Below are 20,290 nucleotides of genomic sequence, written 5' to 3'. Positions count from 1 at the left end.
GGAGATCCGTGTGCACCAGAGTAGTGACGTAGGTCTCATCACCACTCGACGGGTGTCAAAGTACACAGTTCCGTCGGCCGTCACCAGATCGGGACGGGGGATTGGCCGAGGGGGTAGTAGCCGGGCAGCTTCTCCCCGGCCAGGCTGCGTTCGATGCGCTTCTGCATGCCCGCCGACAGCTTCCCGTCCTTCATCAGGTCGAGGTACAGCTTCTGCACGTGGCCGAAATCGAAGAAGTCGCGCTGCCACTCGATCTTGAGGTTCCCGTTGAGCCGGAACCAGCTGCCGCCGATCCCGTAGATCTCCCGCTCGCCGCCCCCCGGGTTGTCCGGGTCGGTGACGACCTGCTTCCAGAAGCCGACGATCTCGCCGATCCGGTCGTCGATGATCACCTTCTGGTAGGGGTATTTCCAGCCTTCCAGACCGGCCATCTCCAGCCCGAGGGCGATGTCGCGGATCTCCTCGATGCCGATGCACATCACGTCCTCTTTGGGACCGATGTTCCAGCCGTAGGTGGCGTCGTCGGCGTAGAAGTCGGCCAGCGGCTTCCAGTCGCCGGCCTTCTCGGCGTCGCGGTTGACCTGCAGCCACCGCTGCACCCAGTCGTCGAGCTGTTCGCGGGGAAATGCCGGCATCTTCACTCAATCCTCTTCTTTGATGGACAGTGCTTGCGTGGGACACGCCCACACGGCTTGTTCGACCTCGGCGCGGTCCTCCTCGGGGACTTCGCTTTTGAGGATCTCGACCTGTCCGCGCCTGGGTACGCGGAAGTAGTCGGGCGCCTCGAGCTCGCACATGGCGTGGCCCTGGCACAGGTCGATGTCGACTTCGATCCGGAATCCCATGACGACGCCTAGACCCGCTTGCGGTAGCGCACCTTGGCCGGCCGCTCGAGCTGAACGACCATCTTCGAGTGATCGTTGCGATAGCTGTCCGCCGGCTGCGCCATCTCGAATTCATACTCCCGCAGCAGGACCGAGAAGATCGCCTTGATCTGCATGGTGGCGAACGCCGCCCCCACGCAGCGGTGACGACCCGCGCCGAACGGGATCCACGTCCACCGGTTGACCACGTCGGCCTGTTCGGGCTTGTTGTAGCGGTCCGGCTGGAACGCATCGGGGTCGGGGAAGTCCTCGGGGATCCGGTTGGAGATCGCCGGTGACGCGGCGACGAAATCGCCCTTGTGGATCGGATAGCCCTCGACCTCGAACTCGCCCTGGGCCACCCGCATGAGGATGATCAGCGGGGGATGCAGGCGCAGGGTCTCCTTGACGACGTTGTCCAGCTTCGGGATCTGGCGCAGTGCGTGGAAACTCACCTCCTGCCCGTCGGCATAGAGCTCATCGAGTTCTGCCTGCACCTCGGCGTACACCTCGGGGTGGCGGATCAGCTCGATCAGCGTCCACGACGACGTGCCGGAGCTGGTGTGGTGCCCGGCGAACATCAGCGAGATGAACATGCCGGTGACCTCGTCGGCGGAGAACCGCGGGTTGCCGTCGTCGTCCTTGATCGACACCAGCACGTCGAGCATGTCGCGGTCGGCCTTGTCCCTGGGCGGATTGGCGAGCCGCTGGGTCATGATCTCCTGCACCAGCGCAACGAGTTTCACGCGTGCCTCGTCGCGGCGCTGGAAGCTCTCGATCGGCAGGTAGGGATCCACGTAACACAGCGGATCGGTGCCGCGTTCGAGCTCGTGGTAGTACTCGGCGAAGCGGTGGTCGAGCTGCTCGCGGAACTTCAGGCCGATCAGGCACGCCGTCGAGGTGTAGATGGTCAGCTCGGCGAAGAAGTCGAGCAGCTCGATCTCGCCCTCGTCGCCCCAGTCGGCGATCATCTTCTTGACCTCGCCCTCGATGGTGGCGGCGTGGCTCTTCATGTGCTCACCGCGCAGCGCCGAGTTGTGCAGCATCTCCTTGCGCCGCTCGGGGCTGGCGTCGAACACCACGCCCTTGCCGAAGATGGGCGTCATGAACGGATACGCCTCGGCCTGATCGAGATCCTCGTCGGCGGACCGGAAGAAGAACTCGTTGGCCTGCGCGCCAGACAGCAGGATCACGTGCTTGTCGACGAGCTGGAACCAGCCGACGTCCCCGCACTCCTCGCGGACCCGCTGCATGAGGCCGATCGGGTCGGTGCGGAACTCCTCGAGGTGGCCGTGTTCCTCCTCGCCACCGGAAACCCGCTGCACCTCTTTGAGTGCGGTCATGACGGCATCCCCTCCGGTCCCAGCTTGAGCTGTTGACGGTCTTTGACATCGACCAACGGTGCCTCGGGTTGCAGTTCCATGTTGGCGATGAACCCGCCGCGCGGCGTCTCGGCGACGAATGTGATCGCGCGGGCGAGATCGCTCGCCCGCAGGAAGTAGTCGTGGCGGGCCTGCCCCCACTTGGCCCAGTCCTCCAGTGCCGGACCGATCTTCTCGGCGGGCAGGCTCCAGCCCATCGACGTCTTGGTCGGGCCGGGGTGCACGATCGAGGCGCGTACCCCGGTGCCCTCCAGCTCCATCTGGAAGTTGTTCACCATGGCGACCAGCGCGGCTTTCGCGGCTCCGTAGGCACCCATGTGCGGGCGCTGCCGCAGCGCGACGTCGGAGCCGACGAAAATGAGGTCGCCGCGCCGGCGCTCGAGCATGCCCGGCAGCACGGCGGCTGCCAGCCGGTTGGCACCGACGAGGTGGATCTGCAACTGGGACTCGAACTCGTCGGTGGTGATTTCGGCGAGCTTGCCGAAGTAGGTGTCACCGGCGCCGGCCACCAGAATCTCGATGTCACCCAGCGCCTCGACCGACTGTGCCACAAACGCCTTCACCGAGTTCGGATCTGTCACGTCGAGGTGGAAGCCGACGGCCTCACCGCCGTCGGCCTCGATCTTGCCGACCAGGTCGGCCAGCTTCTCCACGCGCCGGGCGCCCAACGCGACGGGGAAGCCGTGGGCGGCGAGTTCGATCGCGGTGGCCTCCCCGATCCCGGAGGAGGCGCCGGCGACGATCACCGGCCGGCGCTCGGGAAGTGGTGCGAAACGTGGCATCTGGCGACCCCTCAGCGGATCTGGACTTTGATGGGAAGGTGGGCGAATCCGCGGACATTGCTCGAGTGGACGCGGACGGCGTTGGCCTCGTCGACCTCGTATCCGCGGATTCGCCGGAAGAGCTCGGTCAGGGCCACCCGGGCTTCCATGCGGGCCAGGTGGGCGCCGAGGCAGAAATGTGCACCGCTGCCGAAACTCATCAGCTTGGAACCGATCTCACGACCGATGCGGTACTCGTCGGGGTGGTCGAAGACCCGCTCGTCGCGGTGCGCCGACCCGGGCAGCAGGAGCAGGACGTCGCCGTCGGGGATGCGGGTGTCGTAGAGCGTGAGCTCACCGACGACCGTGCGGGCCAGGATCTGGCTGGAGGTGTCGTAGCGCAGCGTCTCCTCGACCCACAGCGGGACCGTCGAGAGATCCTCGTAAACCGGTGCGAGCTGATCGGGATTCCTATGGCCCCAGAACGCGGCGTTGGCCAGCAGTTTGGTGGTGGTCTCGTTGCCGGCGATGACCATCAGGAACATGAAGCCGAGCACTTCCTCGTCGGTGAGCCGGTCACCGTCGATCTCGGCCTCCAGCAGCGCCGAGGTCAGGTCGTCGGTGAGGGTCTTGCGGCGCTCGGCGACCATGTCCTGGTAGTAGACGATCAGGTTGAGTGATGCCTCCACCGCTTCGGCGGGGACGTCGGTGACGCCGTCGTCGCGGTGCATCACCCCGTCGGCCAGCGCCCGGATGCGGTCACGGTCGGCTTCCGGGACGCCCATCAGCTCGGAGATGACGTCCATCGGGAGTTTGCCGGCGAATTCGGCAACGTAGTCGACGGTGCCGTCACCGGCCTTCTCGAGCATCGTGTCGAGGTGTTTGACCGTCAGCTCGGTGACCCGCGGTTCGAGCTCGCGGATGCGGCGCGGGGTGAATCCCTTGGAGACCAGCGTGCGCAGGCGCAGATGCGCAGGGTCGTCCATCGCGAGGAACGACATGGTCTTCGCGGCGTGCGGTCCGCGGGACACCGGGTCGAGCGAAACGCCGTACTTGTTGGACAGCGTGGTGCTGTTGCGGAACCCCTGCAGCACGTCCTGGTGCCGGCTCAGCGCCCAGAAGCCGAGCTTGTCGTTGCGGTACAGCGGGGCCTCGTCGCGCAGCCGCCGGTAGTACGGGTACGGGTCCTCGTGGAAGTCGTAGTCGTACGGGTCGAGAACCAGGTCAGTCACGGTCAATGGTCGTCTCCCAGGCTTCTGCTCATCGGTCCTCTCCGAGGACGAGCCCCACCACGTAGCTGAGGCGGTCGGCGATCTGGTGATAGGTGAACGCGCCGCTGCCGGCGTTGACCAGCGCACCGAAGAAGGTCATCTCCAGCGCCGACACCTTGCGCGCATCCGCGCCGGGGCCGATTGCGGAGGTGATGCGCTTGTGGATCTCGGCGCCGATCCGGTCGCGCACCGTGCGCACCGCGGCGTCGCTGTTGCTCAGCAGCGCGGTGGTGCAGGCGGCCGCCACCTCGGGTTCGTCGGCCAGCATCAGCGTCATGCTGCGCAGGGCCTTGTCCACCCGTGTCAGCAGGCTGTCGTTCACGTCGGTGAAGTACGGCACCTGCCGGATGAGGTCCAGGTACACCTCGGCGATCAGATGATTCTTCGACGAGAAGTAGGTGTAGGCGGTGGCAGGTGCGACCTTCGCCCGCGCGGCCACCGCCCGGACGGTGAGGTCGGCATAGGACGATTCGCGCAGCATCTCCACACCGGCGGTGAGCACCTTGCGGAAGGTCTCCTCCTGCCGCCGGTTGCGCGGCGTCTCTGTGATCGCGACCACGGGCTCGCTGGACACATGTCCAACGTAGGCGACGCCCCGGGTCCGGGGCAAGCGGCGGCAGTGAAATCGCAGATCATCGGCCATCTGTCCGCGAGCGGGCCCGCGGACCGCGCCGGGACTGCTTGCCACCCGTATCGCGTGCGGTCTATGTTCGACTCACCTGATCCGGACAGTTGTCCAGTGAGCGTGGGAAGTGGAGCCAAGGATGCCGATCCTGGACGATCGCGAGAGCCGTCTGCTCGTCGACGGCAAGCTGGTCACCGGCAGCGGGGGCACGTTCCCCACGGTGAACCCGGCCACCGAGGAGGTGCTCGGCGTCGCCGCCGACGCCGACGCCGGCGATATGAATCGTGCGATCGAGGCCGCCCGGGCGGCGTTCGACGACACCGACTGGTCCATCAACACCGCACTGCGGGTGCGCTGCCTGCGCCAGCTCAAAGACGCGCTGCGCGAGCACGTCGAGGAACTGCGCGACCTGACCATCGCCGAGGTCGGCGCACCGCGCATGCTCACCTCCGGTGCGCAACTGGAAGGCCCCATCGAGGACCTGACCTTCGCCGCCGACACCGCGGAGTCCTATCAGTGGCGCACCGACCTCGGTCATGCGACACCGCAGGGCATTCCGACCCGGCGCACACTCGCCCGCGAGGCCGTCGGCGTCGTCGGCGCGATCACCCCGTGGAATTTCCCGCATCAGATCAACCTCGCCAAGGTCGGCCCCGCGCTGGCGGCGGGCAACACGCTGATCCTCAAGCCGGCGCCCGACACCCCGTGGTGCGCGGCCGCGGTCGGCGAGATCGTCGCCGAGCACACCGATTTCCCGCCGGGCGTCATCAACGTCGTCACCTCCAGCGACCACGCGGTCGGCGCGATGCTGTCGCAGGACCCGCGGGTGGACATGGTGTCGTTCACCGGGTCGACCGCCACCGGCCGTGCGGTGATGACCGATGCGGCCGCCACCATCAAGAAGGTGTTCCTCGAACTCGGCGGCAAGTCGGCGTTCCTGGTGCTCGACGACGCCGACCTGGCCGGAGCCTGCTCGATGGCCGCGTTCACCGCCGCGATGCACGCGGGACAGGGCTGTGCGATCACCACCCGCCTGGTGGTGCCGAGGGCCGTTTACGAGGACGCAGTGGCGGTCGCCGCGGCCACCATGGGCTCACTCGCGCCGGGTGACCCGACGAGCAAGCGCACCGTCTGCGGTCCGGTGATCTCTGCGCGCCAGCGCGACCGCATCCAGGGCTATCTCGACCTGGCATTGGTCGAAGGCGGCCGGTTCGCCTGCGGCGGAGGCCGTCCCGCCGACCGCGACACCGGCTTCTTCATCGAGCCGACGGTGATCGCCGGGCTCACCAACGACGCGCGGGTGGCCCGTGAGGAGATCTTCGGCCCGGTGCTCACCGTGATCGCCCACGACGGCGACGACGACGCGGTGCGCATCGCCAACGACTCGCCCTACGGACTGTCCGGCACGGTGTTCAGCGGCGACGACGACCGTGCGCAGGCGGTGGCGGCCCGGCTGCGGGTCGGCACCGTCAGTGTCAACGGCGGCATCTGGTACTCGGCGGATGCGCCGTTCGGCGGCTACAAGCAGTCCGGGATCGGCCGCGAGATGGGCGTCGCCGGTTTCGAGGAGTACACCGAGATCAAACTCATTGCCACGGCAGCGAACTAGGAGCGCGGATGGTCAACTACGGCGACGACTTCAAGGACAAGGTCGCGATCGTCACCGGCGCGGGCGGCGGGATCGGCCAGGCGTACGCGGAGGCGCTGGCGCGGGAGGGCGCCGCGGTGGTGGTGGCCGACATCAACGTCGAGGGTGCGCAGAAGGTGGCCGACGGCATCACCGGCGAGGGCGGAAACGCGCTGGCGGTACGTGTCGACGTCTCCGATCCCGATTCCGCCAAAGAGATGGCGGCGCAGACGCTGTCGGAGTTCGGCGGCATCGACTATTTGGTCAACAATGCGGCGATCTTCGGCGGGATGAAGCTCGACTTCCTGATCACCGTCGACTGGGAGTACTACAAGAAGTTCATGAGCGTGAACCTCGACGGCGCACTGGTGTGCACCCGCGCGGTGTACCGCAAGATGGCCAAACGCGGCGGGGGCGCGATCGTCAACCAGTCCTCGACCGCGGCGTGGCTGTACTCGAACTTCTACGGGCTGGCCAAGGTCGGCATCAACGGCCTGACCCAGCAGCTGGCCACCGAACTCGGCGGGCAGAACATCCGGGTCAACGCCATCGCGCCCGGACCGATCGACACCGAGGCCAACCGCACCACCACGCCGCAGGAGATGGTGGCCGACATCGTCAAGGGCATCCCGCTCTCGCGCATGGGGCAGCCCGAGGATCTGGTCGGGATGTGCCTGTTCCTGCTGTCGGATCAGGCCAAGTGGATCACCGGACAGATCTTCAACGTCGACGGCGGCCAGATCATCCGGTGATGAGCGCTTGCGCGAAGAACGGAGGGCACACATGAGCGACGACTTGCGCTACGGCTACATCGGCCTGGGCAACATGGGCGCCCCGATGGCCAGGCGGCTGGTGAACTGGCCCGGCGGGCTGATCGTGTTCGACGTGCGCACCGACGCGATGACACCGCTGGCCGAGGCGGGGGCCTCGCCGGCCGACAGCGTGGCCGACGTCGCGGCCGCCGACATCATCAGCATCACCGTGCTCAACGACGATCAGGTGCGCGGCGTCGTCGCCGAACTGGCCCCGCGCGCCAAGCCGGGCACCGTGATCGCGATCCACTCGACCATCAGCCCCGACACCGCGGTACAGCTCGCCGCCGACCTCGGCCCCAAGGGCATCCACATCGTCGACGCGCCGGTCAGCGGCGGCGCGGGAGCAGCCGAGAAGGGCGAGCTGGCCACCATGGTCGGCGCCGACCGTGCGGTGTACGAGCGGATCAAGCCCGCGTTCAAGCAGTGGGCGTCGATGGTCGTCTACGCGGGTGAGCCCGGCGCCGGCACCCGGATGAAGCTGGCCCGCAACATGCTGTCGTTCACCGGGTTCGCGGCGGCCTGCGAGGCGATGCGGCTGGCCGAACACGCCGGCCTGGACATCCAGGCGCTGGGCCGGGTGGTCCGCCACACCGACGCGCTCACCGGCGGGCCCGGCGCGATCATGGTGCGCGACAACATGAACCCGCTCGACCACGACCATTTCCTCTACGACATGTTCCTGCACACCCGGGGGCTGGGGGAGAAGGACCTGAGCCTGGCCCTGGCCCTCGGCGAGGCGGTGTCGGTCGATCTGCCGCTGGCGGAGGTGGCCCTGCGCGACCTCGCGGACGGCCTGGGTGTTCCGCACGTCGCCTCGAGCGAGGAGGAGTGAGCTGATGGACGAACTGCGCCGTAAGGGCCTCGAGAAGATGAACGAGGTGTACGGCTGGGAGATGCCGGACATGCCCGGCGACTACTTCGCTCTGACCGCCGACCACCTGTTCGGCACCATCTGGAACCGACCCGGGTTGTCCATGCGCGACAAGCGGATCATGACGCTCACCGTGGTGACGGCCCTGGGCATCACCGATCTGGCCGAGATCCAGGCCAACGCCGCGATGGCCAACGAGGAGCTCAGCGAGGACGAGCTCAAGGAGATGGCGATCTTCCTCACCCACTACCTTGGCTTCCCGCTGGGCTCCAAACTCGACGGTGTCGTCACCAAGGTGGCCAAGCAGCGGAAGAAGAACGCCGGCAGTGGCGAGGACAAGAAGGCCAATGTGAATGCCGCGCTGAACATGCACTCGGGAAGCACACTCGATGACCAGTAGGTTCGAATCCCTGACGCGGGATGAGCTCGCGCGCCTGGTGCCGGAGTTGTTTTTGATCGGCCAGCTCATCGACCGGTCCGGGATGGCCTGGTGCATCGCGAATTTCGGCCGCGACGAGATGCTGCAGATCGCGATCGAGGAGTGGATGGGCGCCAGCCCCATCTACACCCGGCGGATGCAGCGGGCGCTGCGATACGAGGGCGTCGACGTGATCACGATCTTCAAGGGCCTGCAGCTCGACATCGGCGCCCCACCGCAGTTCATGGACTTCCGCTACACCGTGCACGACCGCTGGCACGGCGAATTCCACCTCGACCACTGCGGGGCGCTGCTCGACGTCGAACCGATGGGTGAGGACTACGTGCGCGGGATGTGCCACGACATCGAGGATCCGACGTTCGACGCGACGGCCGTGGCCACCAACCGGCGGGCGCAGATCCGGCCGATTCACCGGCCGCCGCGCACCCCGGCCGACCGGCAGCCGCACTGCGCGTGGACCGTCGTCATCGACGAGTCGCATCCGGAGGTCGAGGACCACCCGGTGCTCGAGGTGGTCGGCCGGTCGCGTGCCGCGCGCACGGAACTCGACCCGATCGACCCGTCGGACGAGGGGCATGCGGACTACTCGGGGCCGCTGCTGAGCGACTTCGACTTCGCCGCGTTCTCCCGCTCGGCGCTGATCCGCATGGCCGACGAGGTCTGCCTGCAGATGCACCTGCTCAACCTCAGCTTCGTCATCGCCGTCGGCAAGCGGGCCGGGACCAACACCGAATTGGCCACCGAGATCTGCACCAAGCAGCTGATCGGCGTCGCGGGCGTGGCGGCCGAGCGCATCCACCGCGCGTTGGGCCTGCCCGGCGGCATCGAGGGTGCGGTGCGCACGCTGGCGCTGCACCCGATGCTCAACCCGGCGCCGTACGTCACCGCGGAGTTCGGTCCCGACACCGTGCACGTCGAGCGCTCATCCGCGCACGAGGACGGGGCGTGGCCGGCGCTGGTGCATCCCGGTGAGGTGCGCCCGCTGCGGGCCGCCGCCGCCGCGATCGACCCGCACCTCGACGTCGAGGTCACCGGCGGCGACACCGACTGGACCGCGCGGGTGGTGCGACGCGACACCCCCGCCAAGGAGCTGTCCGAGGTGGGCGTGGTGCGGGTCAGCGGCGGGGTGGCCTTCGAATTCCAGCCGCGCCGGTCGCTGCCGCTGACGGTGGTCTGAGTCTGCGTTGAGTCTGTACTCAGATCGCGACAATGGCGGATTTCGCGATCTGTGAGCAGTCTCAACGAAGGCGTCAGGGTTGGCGCACCGCGGCGCCGACCCAGCGGCGCAGGAATCCGCGCAGCGCCTCGCCGGTGCGCGGCGGGCGACCGGGGTCGACGACGAACGACTGGATGATCCGCAGCAGGTACTCGGCCAGCTCGTCGAGGTCGGCATCGGTGTAGCCCAGCGCGGCCCAGTCCACGTCGAACCGCCGCACCATCGCCGTCGCGAACTGCAGCGCCACATCCGAGGTCACCGATTCGGAGTGGACGTCGGCGCGGCCGGGGGTGACCAGCAGACCGATGTGCTTGTCCTTGGGCAGCCACTCCAGCGCCGTCGCGATCGCCTCGGTCACCGCCTCGACCGGCTCGGTGACGCCGTGGACGTGGTCGGCCAGCCGGTCCAGGAAGCCGGTGGCCGCATGCACCGCCGCCTCGACGAGCAGCGCCTCAGTACTCGGGAAGTAGCGGTAGACGGTCTGGCGGGTGACACCGAGGGTGCGGGCCACATCGGCGATGCTCAGGTCCGCGCCGCGTTCGTCGATCGCCTTACCGGCGGCCGCCAAAATCCGCTCGACGGCCTCGGCGTCGCTGGCCGGCGCCGAACCGGACCAGCCGTGGGTGCGCATGCGCAGATGGTACGTGCGCGCCCCGTCAGCCCCGGTAGCTGACCGGCAACTCCTTGACGCCGTTGATCCAGCCCGACCGCAGCCGTTGCGGCTCGCCCCGTTTGGCGATGTCGGGGATCTGGTCGGCGATCTCGTTGAAGATCAGCTTGATCTCCATCCGGGCCAGGTTCGCACCGATGCAGTAGTGCGCGCCGTTGCCGCCGAAGCCAAGGTGCGGGTTGGGGTTCCGCAGGATGTCGAACCGGAACGGGGACTCGAACACGTCCTCGTCGAAGTTGGCCGAACTGTAGAACAGGCCGGCGCGTTGCCCCGCGCGGATCGTCACCCCGCCGAGTTCCACGTCGGCCAGCGCGGTGCGCTGGAAGCAGTGCACCGGGGTGGCCCACCGGACGATCTCGTCGGCCGCGGTGTCCGGACGGTCGCGCTTGAACAGCTCCCACTGGTCGGGGTGCTCGAAGAACGCGTTCATCCCGTGCGTCATGGCATTGCGGGTGGTCTCGTTGCCCGCCACCGCGAGCAGGATGACGAAGAATGCGAACTCCACGTCGCCCAGAGACTCCCCATCGACGTCAGCCTGGATCAGCCGGGTGACGATGTCGTCGGCCGGGCAGCGCCTGCGCTCCTCGGCCATCGCGTAGGCATAACCCATCAACTCGGCATTGGCGGTGGTCGGATCCGAGTCGAAGTCCGGATCATCGGTGTTCATGATGCAGTTGGTCCAGTGAAACAACTTCTCCCGATCGTTCTCGGGAACACCGATCAGGTCGGCGATCGCCTGCAGCGGCAGGCGCATCGCGATGTCGTCCACGAAGTTGCCGGAGTCCCGTTCGGCTGCGGCGGCCACGATCGTGTGGGCGGCCACCGCCAGTTTCTCTTCCAGCGCGGCCACCGCCCGCGGCGTGAAGAGCCGGGACACGATCTTGCGCAGCCGGGTGTGTTCGGGCGCGTCGTGATTGATCAGCAGCGCCTTGGTCAGGTCGAGTTGTTCGGCGGTCACCCCGTCGGGCAGCCGCATCACCGCGCCCTTGGCGTTCGTGGACCACAGGTCGCCGTTGCGAGAGATGGCCTTGATGTCCTCGTGGCGGCTGATCACCCAGTAGCCGCCGTCGTCGAAGATCGACTCCGACTGCTCGTTCCACCACACCGGCGCGGTGCGGCGCAGTTCGGCGAACTCCGCCACCGGGATGCCGTGCAGTAGGACGTCGGGGTCGGTGAAGTCGTACCCGGGGCCGAAGGGGCACCCCTTCTCCATGGTCGTCATCGGTCGACCTCCTCACTGTGACGGTGACCACTCTGCGATCGACCATACACAGCGCTGTCAAGTGTATGGCCGGAGCCGGGCATTAGGGTGCAGATGTGCGCGTCCTGGTGATCGGATCCGGTGCCCGTGAACATGCCCTGCTGCTCGCGCTGCGCCGCGACCCCGAGGTCGAGGGGCTGGCCGTGGCCCCCGGCAACGCGGGCACCGCGACGCTGGCCGACCAGCACGAGGTCGACGTCACCTCCGGTGAGGCGGTCGCCGCGCTGGCCCGCAGCATCGACGCCGACCTCGTGGTGATCGGGCCCGAGGTGCCGCTGGTGCTCGGTGTCGCCGATGCCGTGCGCGCCGCCGGCATCGCCTGCTTCGGTCCCACCCGCGACGCCGCCCGCATCGAAGGCTCCAAACAGTTCGCCAAGGACGTGATGGCCGCGGCGGGGGTGCGCACCGCGACCAGTGAGATCGTCGACAACCCTGCCCACCTCGACGCCGCGCTCGACCGGTTCGGCCCGCCCGCCGGCGAGGCCGCGTGGGTGGTCAAGGACGACGGCCTGGCCGCGGGCAAGGGCGTGGTGGTCACCACCGACCGCGACGCCGCCCGCGCGCACGCCGCCGGACTCCTCGACGCCGGGCACCCGGTTCTGCTCGAATCGTTCCTCGACGGACCCGAGGTGTCGCTGTTCTGCGTCGTCGACGGCGAGACCGTGGTGCCGTTACTTGCCGCGCAGGACTTCAAACGGGTGGGCGACGGCGACAGCGGGCCCAACACCGGCGGCATGGGCGCCTACGCGCCGCTGCCCTGGCTGCCCGCCGAGGTGAACGCCCAGATCGTCGACGAGATCGTCAAACCCGTTGCGGCCGAATTGGTCCGCCGGGGGAGCTCGTTCTCCGGACTGCTCTACGCCGGCCTGGCCATCACCTCGCGCGGACCGGCCGTGGTGGAGTTCAACTGCCGGTTCGGCGACCCGGAGACCGAGTCGGTGCTCGCGCTGCTGGACTCACCGCTCGCGCAGTTGCTGCACGCCGCCGCGACCGGCCGGCTCGCCGACTTCCCGCCGCTGCAGTGGCGCGACGGCGCCGCGGTGACCGTGGTGATCGCCGCGGAGAACTATCCGGGCCGGCCGCGGGTCGGCGATGTGATCCACGGTGCGGAGGCCGACGGCGTCCTGCACGCCGGCACCACCCGGCGCGAGGACGGCGCGGTCGTGTCCTCCGGCGGCCGGGTGCTCGCCGTGGTGGGCACCGGCGCCGACCTCGACAGCGCCCGCGCCGCGGCATACGGCACCGTGTCGTCGATCCGGTTGCCGGGCAGCCACTTCCGCGGCGACATCGGTCAAGCCGCCGCCGAAGGCCGCATCCGGCTCTAGGCGCTCACGCCGTCAGCAGCGGCGCCATCCACGAGATCTCGGCGGGCAGCTGTGAGCTCCAGAAACCGGCGTCGTGTCCGCCGGGGGAGAAGCCCCCGGCCGGCGGATTCGGCAGCTGGGCGATGAATTCCTGCGTCGCCGCGTAGAACGGATCCGATGTGCCGCAGTCGATCCGGATCGGAATCGACGCGAACTCCGGCAGCCCCCACACGCTGTTGGCGGCGTAGTCCTCGGCGCCGTCGAACGCGCCCGGCGCCGCGGCGCCCGCGGATGTCCACAGCGCCGGGCTGACCGCGCAGATCGCCGCGGTGCGGGCCGGGCCCAGCCGGGCGCCCAGCAGCAGTGCGCCGTATCCGCCCATCGACCAGCCCAGGAAGCCGACGCGCGACGTGTCCAGGCCGTGGTCGCCGAGCATCGGCAGCAGCTCGTCGAGCACCATCGCCCCGGAGTCCTCGCCCGACTTTCGCCGGTGCCAATAGCTTCCGCCGCCGTCGACGGCCACCACGGCGAACGCGGGCAGACCCGCCGACACCGCCTGCGCCAGCCCCTGCTCGACCCCACCGGCCATCACCTGCGCCGCGTCGGCGCCCTTCCCGTGCAGGGCGATCACCGGACGCAGCGCGGTCTGCTGTCCCGGCGGGCGGGCGATCGCGAAGTTGGTCGTGACGCCGCCGCGGGCGGCCGACACGAACGATCCGGTCACATACGTCGGGGCGGCCGACGGCGGGGACAGCGGCATCGGCGCGCCCCGGCCGGTCAGCGCGACGGGACGGCCGGCAACCGGGTCCGGCGTCGCGGCCAGGGCGTGCGCACCCGCGGCGCCCGCCGCCACGCCCGCGGCGAGGCGCAGGACGGTGCGGCGGTTGAGCTGGGCAGACATGGCGGCCATCATGCCACCGTGCCGACACGGGACCGACCCGCGCCGGCTTGTCTGATTAATGGCTGGGGATTGGTCGAAACGACGGTGCCGCACCCCGGTGGCTGGCAGCATGCAATGCGTGACGGCAGCAGTCACTCCCAAAGGAGAACGTCGGCGCTACGCGCTGGTCAGCGCGGCCGCTGATCTGCTGTGCGAGGGCGGATTCGACGCCGTGCGCCACCGGGCGGTGGCGCGGCGAGCGGGGCTGCCGCTGGCGTCGACCACCTACTACTTCTCGTCGCTGGACGATCTGATCGCCAACGCCGTCGAGTACGTCGGCCTCCGGGAAGCCGACCAGTTGCGCCGCCGCGTCGCGGCGCTGTCGCGGCGGCGCCGCGGCGCGGAGTCCACCGCCGACGTCCTGGTGGACCTGCTGCTCGGCGATGCGCTCAGCGCGCGGGGCAGTGAGGAGATCATCTCCCGGTACGAGCGCTACATCGCCTGCGCCCGGCAGCCGGCGCTGCGCGACATCCAGCGCCGGATCCTCCAGCAGCGCACGGACGCCGTCGTGGAGGTGGTCGAACGCTCCGGCCGGTCGGTGCGCGCGGAGTATCTGACGGCGCTGGTCTGCGCCGTCGACGGTGCGGTGGTCGCCGCGCTGGTCGGCGACGGCGACGGCCCCAGGGCCACCGCCCGGGCGACGCTGATCGACGTCATCGACGTCCTCGCCCCGGTCGGCTGACCACCGCTTTGCCGCTGATTGCGGCAATGACCCTGCGGTGCGGGGACGGCTGGTCGATGATGGACCTTTCATCGAGTCGACGTCGGAGGAGCCCATGAGCCAGCCAGACACCGTCGAGGAACAGCCGGCACTGCGTCGTGTCATGGGCCCCGGCCTGCTGCTGTTGTTCGTCGTGGGCGATATCCTGGGCACCGGTGTGTACGCCCTGACCGGGGACGTCGCCGCCGAAGTCGGTGGCGCGGCGTGGCTTCCGTTCCTCGTGGCATTCCTGATCGCCACCATCACCGCGTTCAGCTACCTCGAGCTGGTTACCAAGTATCCGCAGGCCGCCGGCGCAGCGTTGTACGCACACAAGGCATTCGGCGTGCAGTTCGTGACGTTCCTGGTGGCCTTCGTGGTGATGTGCTCGGGCATCACGTCGGCATCGACAGCCTCGAGGTTCTTCGGGTCGAACTTCGTCGAGGGGTTCGGATTGGCCTGGGGGACAGCTGGTATCGCGATCATCGCGCTGGTTTTCATGGCATTACTGGCGGCGGTGAACCTGCGCGGTGTCGGGGAGAGCATCAAACTCAACGTTGTCCTCACCATCATCGAGGCCACCGGCCTCATGCTGGTGTTGTTCGTCGGCCTCTGGGCCTTCACCCGCGGCGGCGACATCGACTGGGCCCGCGTCGTGGCGTTCGACACCGACGGGGAGAAGAGCGCGTTCATGGCCGTCACCGCGGCGACGTCGCTGGCCTTCTTCGCGATGGTCGGCTTCGAGGACTCGGTCAACATGGCCGAGGAGACCAAGGATCCGGTCAAGACCTTCCCCAAGGTCCTGCTGTCCGGGCTGACCATCGCCGGCATCATCTACATGCTCGTCGCGGTCGTGGCGGTGGCGCTGGTACCCGTCGGCACCCTCGCCGACAGCGACACCCCGCTGGTCGAGGTGGTCAAGGCGGGTGCACCCGGTCTGCCGATCGACGACATCTTCCCGTTCATCTCGATGTTCGCCGTCTCCAACACCGCGCTGATCAACATGCTCATGGCCAGCCGGTTGATCTACGGCATGGCCCGCCAGCACGTGTTGCCGCCGGTGTTGGGCACCGTGCACCCCCGTCGCCTGACCCCGTGGGTGGCGATCATCTTCACCACCGTGATCGCGTTCGGGCTCATCCTCTACGTCAGCGTGTTCGCCAGCAGCAGTGCGATCACCGTGCTCGGCGGAACCACCTCCCTGCTGCTGCTCGCGGTGTTCGCGGTGGTCAATGTCGCCGTGCTGCGGCTGCGGCGCGACGTTCGCGCCGAGGGCGGACACTTCAGGACCCCGACCGCGCTACCGGTCATCGGGTTCGCGGCATCGGTGTACCTCGTGACACCCCTGTCCGGGCGGCCCGCGCAGCAGTACTACGTCGCGCTCATCCTGATCGGGGTCGGCATCGTGCTGTTCTTCGTGACCATGCTGATCAATCGGCAGCTCGGCATCCGCGGCCCCGGCATCACCGACCCGACGCATCTGGCCGACCGGCCGGAGTGAGCGTCGGGGTCACGATGCACCCGCCTGCGTCGTCGCCGTAGGCGGTGACGTCGTCCGGGCGGCGGTCGGCGAACAACGCGACGTAGGCGCACACCACCGCGTCGACCGGATCCTCGGCGCGCCGCAGGTCCGACTTGCGGGTGGCCGACCGCACGGCCCGCCGCAGGCCCCTCCACTCCGGATGTCCGGCGACGTGCAGGCCGGGTGTCGCCCCGGCGAGGCCTTCGATCAAGTCCATCAGCCGCAGCAGCTCGGCGCGCAGCAGGCCGATGTCGCGGCCGGGCTTCTGCTTGTACTTCAACGTCTTCGGCAGCCCGAACAGCGCGACCGTCGCCGCATGCGGATACACCTCGATCGCCGGCCGGCCGAGCGCCGCGGCGATCCTCGCGCCGCGGGTGCCCTCGGCGAACCACGGGCGGCTGGTGTTGGACGGGTGCGCGCCCGCGTCGAACGCCCGGAAGTCCCGGTTGAGCGCCGCCTCGCACGGCCGGTTGCCCACCGGGTTGGTCACCACCAGCGGAGCGTCGATCGCGACGAGTGCCGGCCCCGCGGTGTAGGGCCGCAGCGTGGCCACGATCTCGGCGTCCGACCGCGCGGCCGCGACGTGCACCAGCCGGCCTGCGGCATCGGCGACCGCGACGCCGGTCGGGTTGCGCTCACCCCAGGCGAGGTCGATGCCGACGAAGTGCATCCGACTACTGTGCCTGTCCGCCGCCGTAAGCTGTGTGTCTGTGACGATCCCGAACGTACTGGCCAACCGCTACGCCAGCGAGGACATGGTGGCGATCTGGTCACCGGAGGCCAAGATCGTCGCGGAGCGCCGGCTGTGGTTGGCGGTGCTGCGCGCGCAGGCCGAGCTCGGTGTCAGCGTTCCCGACGGGGTGGTGGCCGACTACGAACGAGCGCTCGAGCGCGTCGACCTGGGGTCGATCGCCGCGCGGGAACGGGTGACCCGCCACGACGTCAAGGCCCGCATCGAGGAGTTCAACGCGCTCGCCGGCCACGAGCACGTCCACAAGGGCATGACCAGCCGCGACCTCACCGAGAACGTCGAGCAGCTCCAGATCCGCCGTTCACTGGAGCTGGTGCACGCCCATGGGGTGGCCGTGGTGGCGCGGCTGGCCGAGCGAGCGGTCAGCTACCGCGAACTCGTGATGGCCGGGCGCAGTCACAACGTCGCCGCCCAGGCGACCACGCTGGGCAAGCGGTTCGCGTCGGCCGCCGAGGAGACGCTGATCGCGCTGCAGCGCGTCGAGGAGCTGATCGCGCGCTACCCGCTGCGCGGCATCAAGGGCCCGATGGGCACCGCGCAGGACATGCTCGATCTGTTCGGCGGCGACACCGCCAAGCTGGCCGACCTGGAACGGCGGGTGGCCGAATTCCTCGGCTTCAAGGACGTGTTCACCAGTGTCGGGCAGGTCTACCCGCGGTCGCTGGACCACGACGTCGTCTCCGCGTTGGTGCAGCTCGGAGCGGGGGCGTCGTCGCTGGCGCACACCATCCGGCTGATGGCCGGCCACGAGCTGGTGACCGAGGGGTTCGCGCCCGGACAGGTCGGCAGCTCGGCGATGCCGCACAAGATGAACACCCGCTCGTGCGAACGGGTCAACGGCCTGCAGGTGGTGCTGCGCGGATACGCCTCGATGGCCGCCGAACTGGCCGGCGCGCAGTGGAATGAGGGTGACGTGTTCTGTTCGGTCGTGCGGCGCGTCGCGCTTCCCGACGCGTTCTTCGCCATCGACGGCCAGACCGAGACGTTCCTCACCGTGCTCGACGAGTTCGGCGCCTACCCCGCGGTGATCCAGCGCGAACTCGACCGGTACCTGCCGTTCCTGGCCACCACCCGCATCCTCATCGCCGCGGTGCGCGCCGGCGTCGGCCGTGAGGCCGCCCACGAGGTGATCAAGGAGCACGCGGTCGCGGTGGCGTTGGCGATGCGGGAGAAGGGGCAGGAGCCCGATCTGCTCGATCGGCTGGCCGCCGACCCCCGGCTGCCGCTGGACCGGGTGGCGCTCGACGATGCGCTGGCCGACAAGCAGGCCTTCACCGGCGCGGCCGCCGATCAGGTCGACCGGGTCGCGCAGGCTGTCGACGAACTGATCAGCCGCTACCCGGAGGCGGCCAAGTACACCTCCGGCGCCATCCTGTGAGCCTGACGGCGAGGCTGTCGCAGATCGACCTCACTGATCTGGACAACTTCGCCGACGGCTTCCCGCACCACCTGTTCGCGCTGCACCGGCGCGCTGCGCCGGTGTACTGGCACGAACCCACCGAGCACACCCCCGACGGCGAGGGCTTCTGGTCCGTCGCCACCCACGCCGAAACCCTTGCGGTCCTGCGGGATTGGAACACCTACTCATCGGTGACCGGCGGCGACCGGCCCTACGGGGGCACGCTGCTGCAGGACCTGTCGATCGCGGGGCAGGTGCTCAACATGATGGACGACCCCCGGCACGCGCAGATCCGGCGGCTGGTGAGTTCGGGCCTCACCCCGCGGATGATCCGGCTGGTCGAGGACGACCTGCGGGCGCGGACGCGCCGGCTGCTCGACGCGCTGACACCGGGGGAGCCGTTCGACTTCCTGGTCGACGTCGCCGCCGAACTGCCCATGCAGATGATCTGCATCCTGCTGGGCGTTCCGGAGAGCGAACGGCACTGGCTGTTCGAGGCCATCGAGCCGCAGTTCGACTTCGGCCGGGCCCGCAAGGCCGAACTGGGTCAGGTCGGTCGGCTCTCGGCCGAGGACGCAGGCACCCGGATGTTCAGCTACGGCATGGAGCTCATCGCGGCCAAGCGGGCGCAGCCGACCGACGACATGCTGTCGGTGGTCGCCAACGCAGACCTGGACGACTCGCTGCCTGCACTCTCGGACGTCGAGCTCTATCTGTTCTTCAGCCTGTTGTTCAGCGCCGGCGCGGAAACCACCCGCAACGCCGTCGCCGGGGGTCTGCTCGCGCTGGCCGATCATCCGGCGCAGCTGGCGGCGCTGCGGACCGACCCGGCGCTGCTGCCCACCGCCGTGGAGGAGATGGTCCGGTGGACCTCACCGTCGCCGTCGAAACGCCGCACCGCCACCCGCGCGGTCGAGCTGGGCGGCTGTTCGATCGAGGCGGGCCAGAAGGTGCAGGTGTGGGAAGGCTCGGCCAATCGGGACGCCGCCGTCTTCGCCGCTCCGGAAGTCTTCGACATCACCCGTAAACCCAACCCGCACCTGGGATTCGGCTACGGCGTGCACTACTGCCTCGGCGCCAACCTCGCGCGCCTCGAGCTGCGGGTGCTGTTCTCCGAATTGCTGACCCGATTCGGTTCGGTGCGGGTGGTCGAGCCGGTGGAGTGGACCCGCAGCAACCGGCACACCGGCATCCGCCACCTGGTGGTCGAGCTCAGGCGGTGAAGCCGGACGGGTTCGCTGCGGTCATGGCGACGGGCATCGTGTCGTTCGCGGCGATGGACCACGGGCACCGGATCGTCGGCGAGCCACTGATGGTGCTCGCGGCGGCGCTGCTGCCCTGCCTGGTCGTGGCCGCGATCCGAAGTTGGCGGCGGGGCGCCTGACCGGGCCACTGTCGTACCGTCGGGGACATGGGTGATTTCATGCGGATCGTCAGCGTCGGGCGCGATGTCGAGGCGCCGGCCGACGTGATCTTCGAACTGATCGCCGACCCGGCCAGGCAGCCGGAGTGGGACGCCAACGACAATCTCAGCGAGGCGCCGGGCGGGCAGCGCGTCCGTGCGGTCGGCGACGTGTTCACCATGGCGATCACCACCGGCGCGCAACGGCACAACCACGTCGTCGAATTCGAGGAGGGGCGCCTGATCGCGTGGCGGCCCTCGGAACCGGACAGCCCGCCGCCGGGCCATCTGTGGCGGTGGGAGCTCGAGCCGTTGGGGGCCGACCGCACGCTGGTGACCCACACCTACGACTGGACCCAGCTGACCGACGAAGCGCGGATGAAACGCGCCCGCGACACCACCGGCGCCAAGCTCAAGGCGTCGCTGGACCGCCTCGCCGAGGTCGCCGAGCGACACGGTTAGCCTCGAACG

Annotated in this window: 22 protein-coding genes; 12 read left to right on the top strand and 10 right to left on the bottom strand. The window is 69.0% G+C overall.

The features are described 5' to 3' along the window. Positions 1-80: 80 nt before the first annotated feature. From E4P42_RS16585 to E4P42_RS16560, 6 genes are read right to left on the bottom strand one after another with little or no spacing between them, the layout of a single operon-like run. Positions 81-635 carry a nuclear transport factor 2 family protein gene (locus E4P42_RS16585; protein ID WP_135127170.1) on the bottom strand — a complete coding sequence of 185 codons (555 nt, stop codon included), beginning with the start codon at positions 633-635 and terminating at the stop codon, positions 81-83. A 6-nt stretch (positions 636-641) separates the two neighbouring features. Further along, positions 642-845 carry a ferredoxin gene (locus E4P42_RS16580; protein ID WP_135127169.1) on the bottom strand — a complete coding sequence of 68 codons (204 nt, stop codon included), beginning with the start codon at positions 843-845 and terminating at the stop codon, positions 642-644. Between the two features lie 8 nt (positions 846-853). Then, the gene (locus tag E4P42_RS16575; RefSeq protein WP_135127168.1) at positions 854-2,206 is read right to left on the bottom strand and encodes a cytochrome P450; all 1,353 of its coding nucleotides are present in this window, start codon (positions 2,204-2,206) and stop codon (positions 854-856) included. Continuing rightward, positions 2,203-3,027, bottom strand: coding sequence for an SDR family oxidoreductase (locus tag E4P42_RS16570; protein ID WP_135127167.1), 825 nt, complete (start codon positions 3,025-3,027; stop codon positions 2,203-2,205). Before E4P42_RS16570 ends, E4P42_RS16575 begins: the two co-directional genes overlap by 4 nt. Positions 3,028-3,038: 11 nt before the next feature. Then, positions 3,039-4,244 carry a cytochrome P450 gene (locus E4P42_RS16565; protein WP_135127166.1) on the bottom strand — a complete coding sequence of 402 codons (1,206 nt, stop codon included), beginning with the start codon at positions 4,242-4,244 and terminating at the stop codon, positions 3,039-3,041. Between the two features lie 22 nt (positions 4,245-4,266). After that, a complete protein-coding gene (locus E4P42_RS16560; protein WP_135127165.1) occupies positions 4,267-4,851 on the bottom strand; it encodes a TetR family transcriptional regulator in 585 nt (194 codons plus the stop codon). Between the two features lie 190 nt (positions 4,852-5,041). Between E4P42_RS16560 and E4P42_RS16555 the strand changes: the two genes are divergently transcribed. Genes E4P42_RS16555 through E4P42_RS16535 form a run of 5 tightly spaced genes read left to right on the top strand, consistent with a single transcriptional unit; the run spans position 5,042 to position 9,831 of the window. Then, a complete protein-coding gene (locus tag E4P42_RS16555) occupies positions 5,042-6,511 on the top strand; it encodes an aldehyde dehydrogenase (protein ID WP_135127164.1) in 1,470 nt (489 codons plus the stop codon). A gap of 8 nt (positions 6,512-6,519) precedes the next feature. Further along, a complete protein-coding gene (locus E4P42_RS16550) occupies positions 6,520-7,281 on the top strand; it encodes an SDR family oxidoreductase (RefSeq protein WP_135127163.1) in 762 nt (253 codons plus the stop codon). A 31-nt stretch (positions 7,282-7,312) separates the two neighbouring features. Next, entirely contained in the window at positions 7,313-8,176 is an 864-nt protein-coding gene (locus tag E4P42_RS16545; RefSeq protein ID WP_135127162.1) for an NAD(P)-dependent oxidoreductase, read from the top strand. Positions 8,177-8,180: 4 nt separating this feature from the next. After that, positions 8,181-8,615: a carboxymuconolactone decarboxylase family protein gene (locus E4P42_RS16540; protein WP_135127161.1), complete on the top strand. Its 435-nt coding sequence runs from the start codon at positions 8,181-8,183 to the stop codon at positions 8,613-8,615. Continuing rightward, positions 8,605-9,831, top strand: a complete 1,227-nt coding sequence (locus tag E4P42_RS16535) for a hypothetical protein (RefSeq protein ID WP_135127160.1) — start codon at positions 8,605-8,607, stop codon at positions 9,829-9,831. The genes E4P42_RS16540 and E4P42_RS16535 overlap by 11 nt, the downstream gene beginning before the upstream one ends. Positions 9,832-9,904: 73 nt before the next feature. On the opposite strand, the gene E4P42_RS16530 is transcribed toward E4P42_RS16535, so the two are convergent. After that, entirely contained in the window at positions 9,905-10,501 is a 597-nt protein-coding gene (locus E4P42_RS16530) for a TetR/AcrR family transcriptional regulator (RefSeq protein WP_135127159.1), read from the bottom strand. Between the two features lie 25 nt (positions 10,502-10,526). Then, the gene (locus tag E4P42_RS16525; protein ID WP_135127158.1) at positions 10,527-11,762 is read right to left on the bottom strand and encodes a cytochrome P450; all 1,236 of its coding nucleotides are present in this window, start codon (positions 11,760-11,762) and stop codon (positions 10,527-10,529) included. Between the two features lie 95 nt (positions 11,763-11,857). On the opposite strand from E4P42_RS16525, the gene purD reads away from it, so the two are divergent. After that, the gene (gene purD, locus E4P42_RS16520; protein ID WP_135127157.1) at positions 11,858-13,126 is read left to right on the top strand and encodes a phosphoribosylamine--glycine ligase; all 1,269 of its coding nucleotides are present in this window, start codon (positions 11,858-11,860) and stop codon (positions 13,124-13,126) included. A 4-nt stretch (positions 13,127-13,130) separates the two neighbouring features. On the opposite strand, the gene E4P42_RS16515 is transcribed toward purD, so the two are convergent. Next, positions 13,131-14,015: an alpha/beta hydrolase family protein gene (locus tag E4P42_RS16515; RefSeq protein WP_135127156.1), complete on the bottom strand. Its 885-nt coding sequence runs from the start codon at positions 14,013-14,015 to the stop codon at positions 13,131-13,133. A 100-nt stretch (positions 14,016-14,115) separates the two neighbouring features. Between E4P42_RS16515 and E4P42_RS16510 the strand changes: the two genes are divergently transcribed. Together E4P42_RS16510 and E4P42_RS16505 are read left to right on the top strand one after the other, a co-directional pair. Then, on the top strand, positions 14,116-14,727 hold the full coding sequence (locus E4P42_RS16510; protein WP_135127182.1) for a TetR/AcrR family transcriptional regulator: 612 nt from the start codon (positions 14,116-14,118) through the stop codon (positions 14,725-14,727). 94 nt (positions 14,728-14,821) lie between these two features. Continuing rightward, a complete protein-coding gene (locus E4P42_RS16505) occupies positions 14,822-16,246 on the top strand; it encodes an APC family permease (RefSeq protein ID WP_135127155.1) in 1,425 nt (474 codons plus the stop codon). Here E4P42_RS16505 and E4P42_RS16500 read toward each other — a convergent pair. Beyond that, positions 16,209-16,937, bottom strand: coding sequence for a DUF429 domain-containing protein (locus tag E4P42_RS16500; RefSeq protein ID WP_135127154.1), 729 nt, complete (start codon positions 16,935-16,937; stop codon positions 16,209-16,211). The genes E4P42_RS16505 and E4P42_RS16500 overlap by 38 nt on opposite strands. A 40-nt stretch (positions 16,938-16,977) precedes the next feature. Here E4P42_RS16500 and purB point away from each other — a divergent pair, with 40 nt between their 5' ends. From purB to E4P42_RS16485, 4 genes are read left to right on the top strand one after another with little or no spacing between them, the layout of a single operon-like run. Next, entirely contained in the window at positions 16,978-18,396 is a 1,419-nt protein-coding gene (gene purB / locus E4P42_RS16495; RefSeq protein WP_135127153.1) for an adenylosuccinate lyase, read from the top strand. Further along, positions 18,393-19,640, top strand: coding sequence for a cytochrome P450 (locus E4P42_RS16490; RefSeq protein WP_135127152.1), 1,248 nt, complete (start codon positions 18,393-18,395; stop codon positions 19,638-19,640). Before purB ends, E4P42_RS16490 begins: the two co-directional genes overlap by 4 nt. Positions 19,641-19,663: 23 nt before the next feature. Beyond that, positions 19,664-19,801, top strand: a complete 138-nt coding sequence (locus E4P42_RS27015) for a hypothetical protein (RefSeq protein ID WP_167759512.1) — start codon at positions 19,664-19,666, stop codon at positions 19,799-19,801. Positions 19,802-19,828: 27 nt separating this feature from the next. Beyond that, the gene (locus tag E4P42_RS16485) at positions 19,829-20,281 is read left to right on the top strand and encodes an SRPBCC family protein (RefSeq protein WP_135127151.1); all 453 of its coding nucleotides are present in this window, start codon (positions 19,829-19,831) and stop codon (positions 20,279-20,281) included. Positions 20,282-20,290: the final 9 nt, after the last annotated feature.

It is taken from the genome of Mycobacterium sp. PS03-16, from assembly GCF_004570325.1.
Taxonomy (GTDB): domain Bacteria; phylum Actinomycetota; class Actinomycetes; order Mycobacteriales; family Mycobacteriaceae; genus Mycobacterium.
Note: the sequence above shows the minus strand (reverse complement) of the source record. Positions and strands in the feature narration are given on the sequence as shown.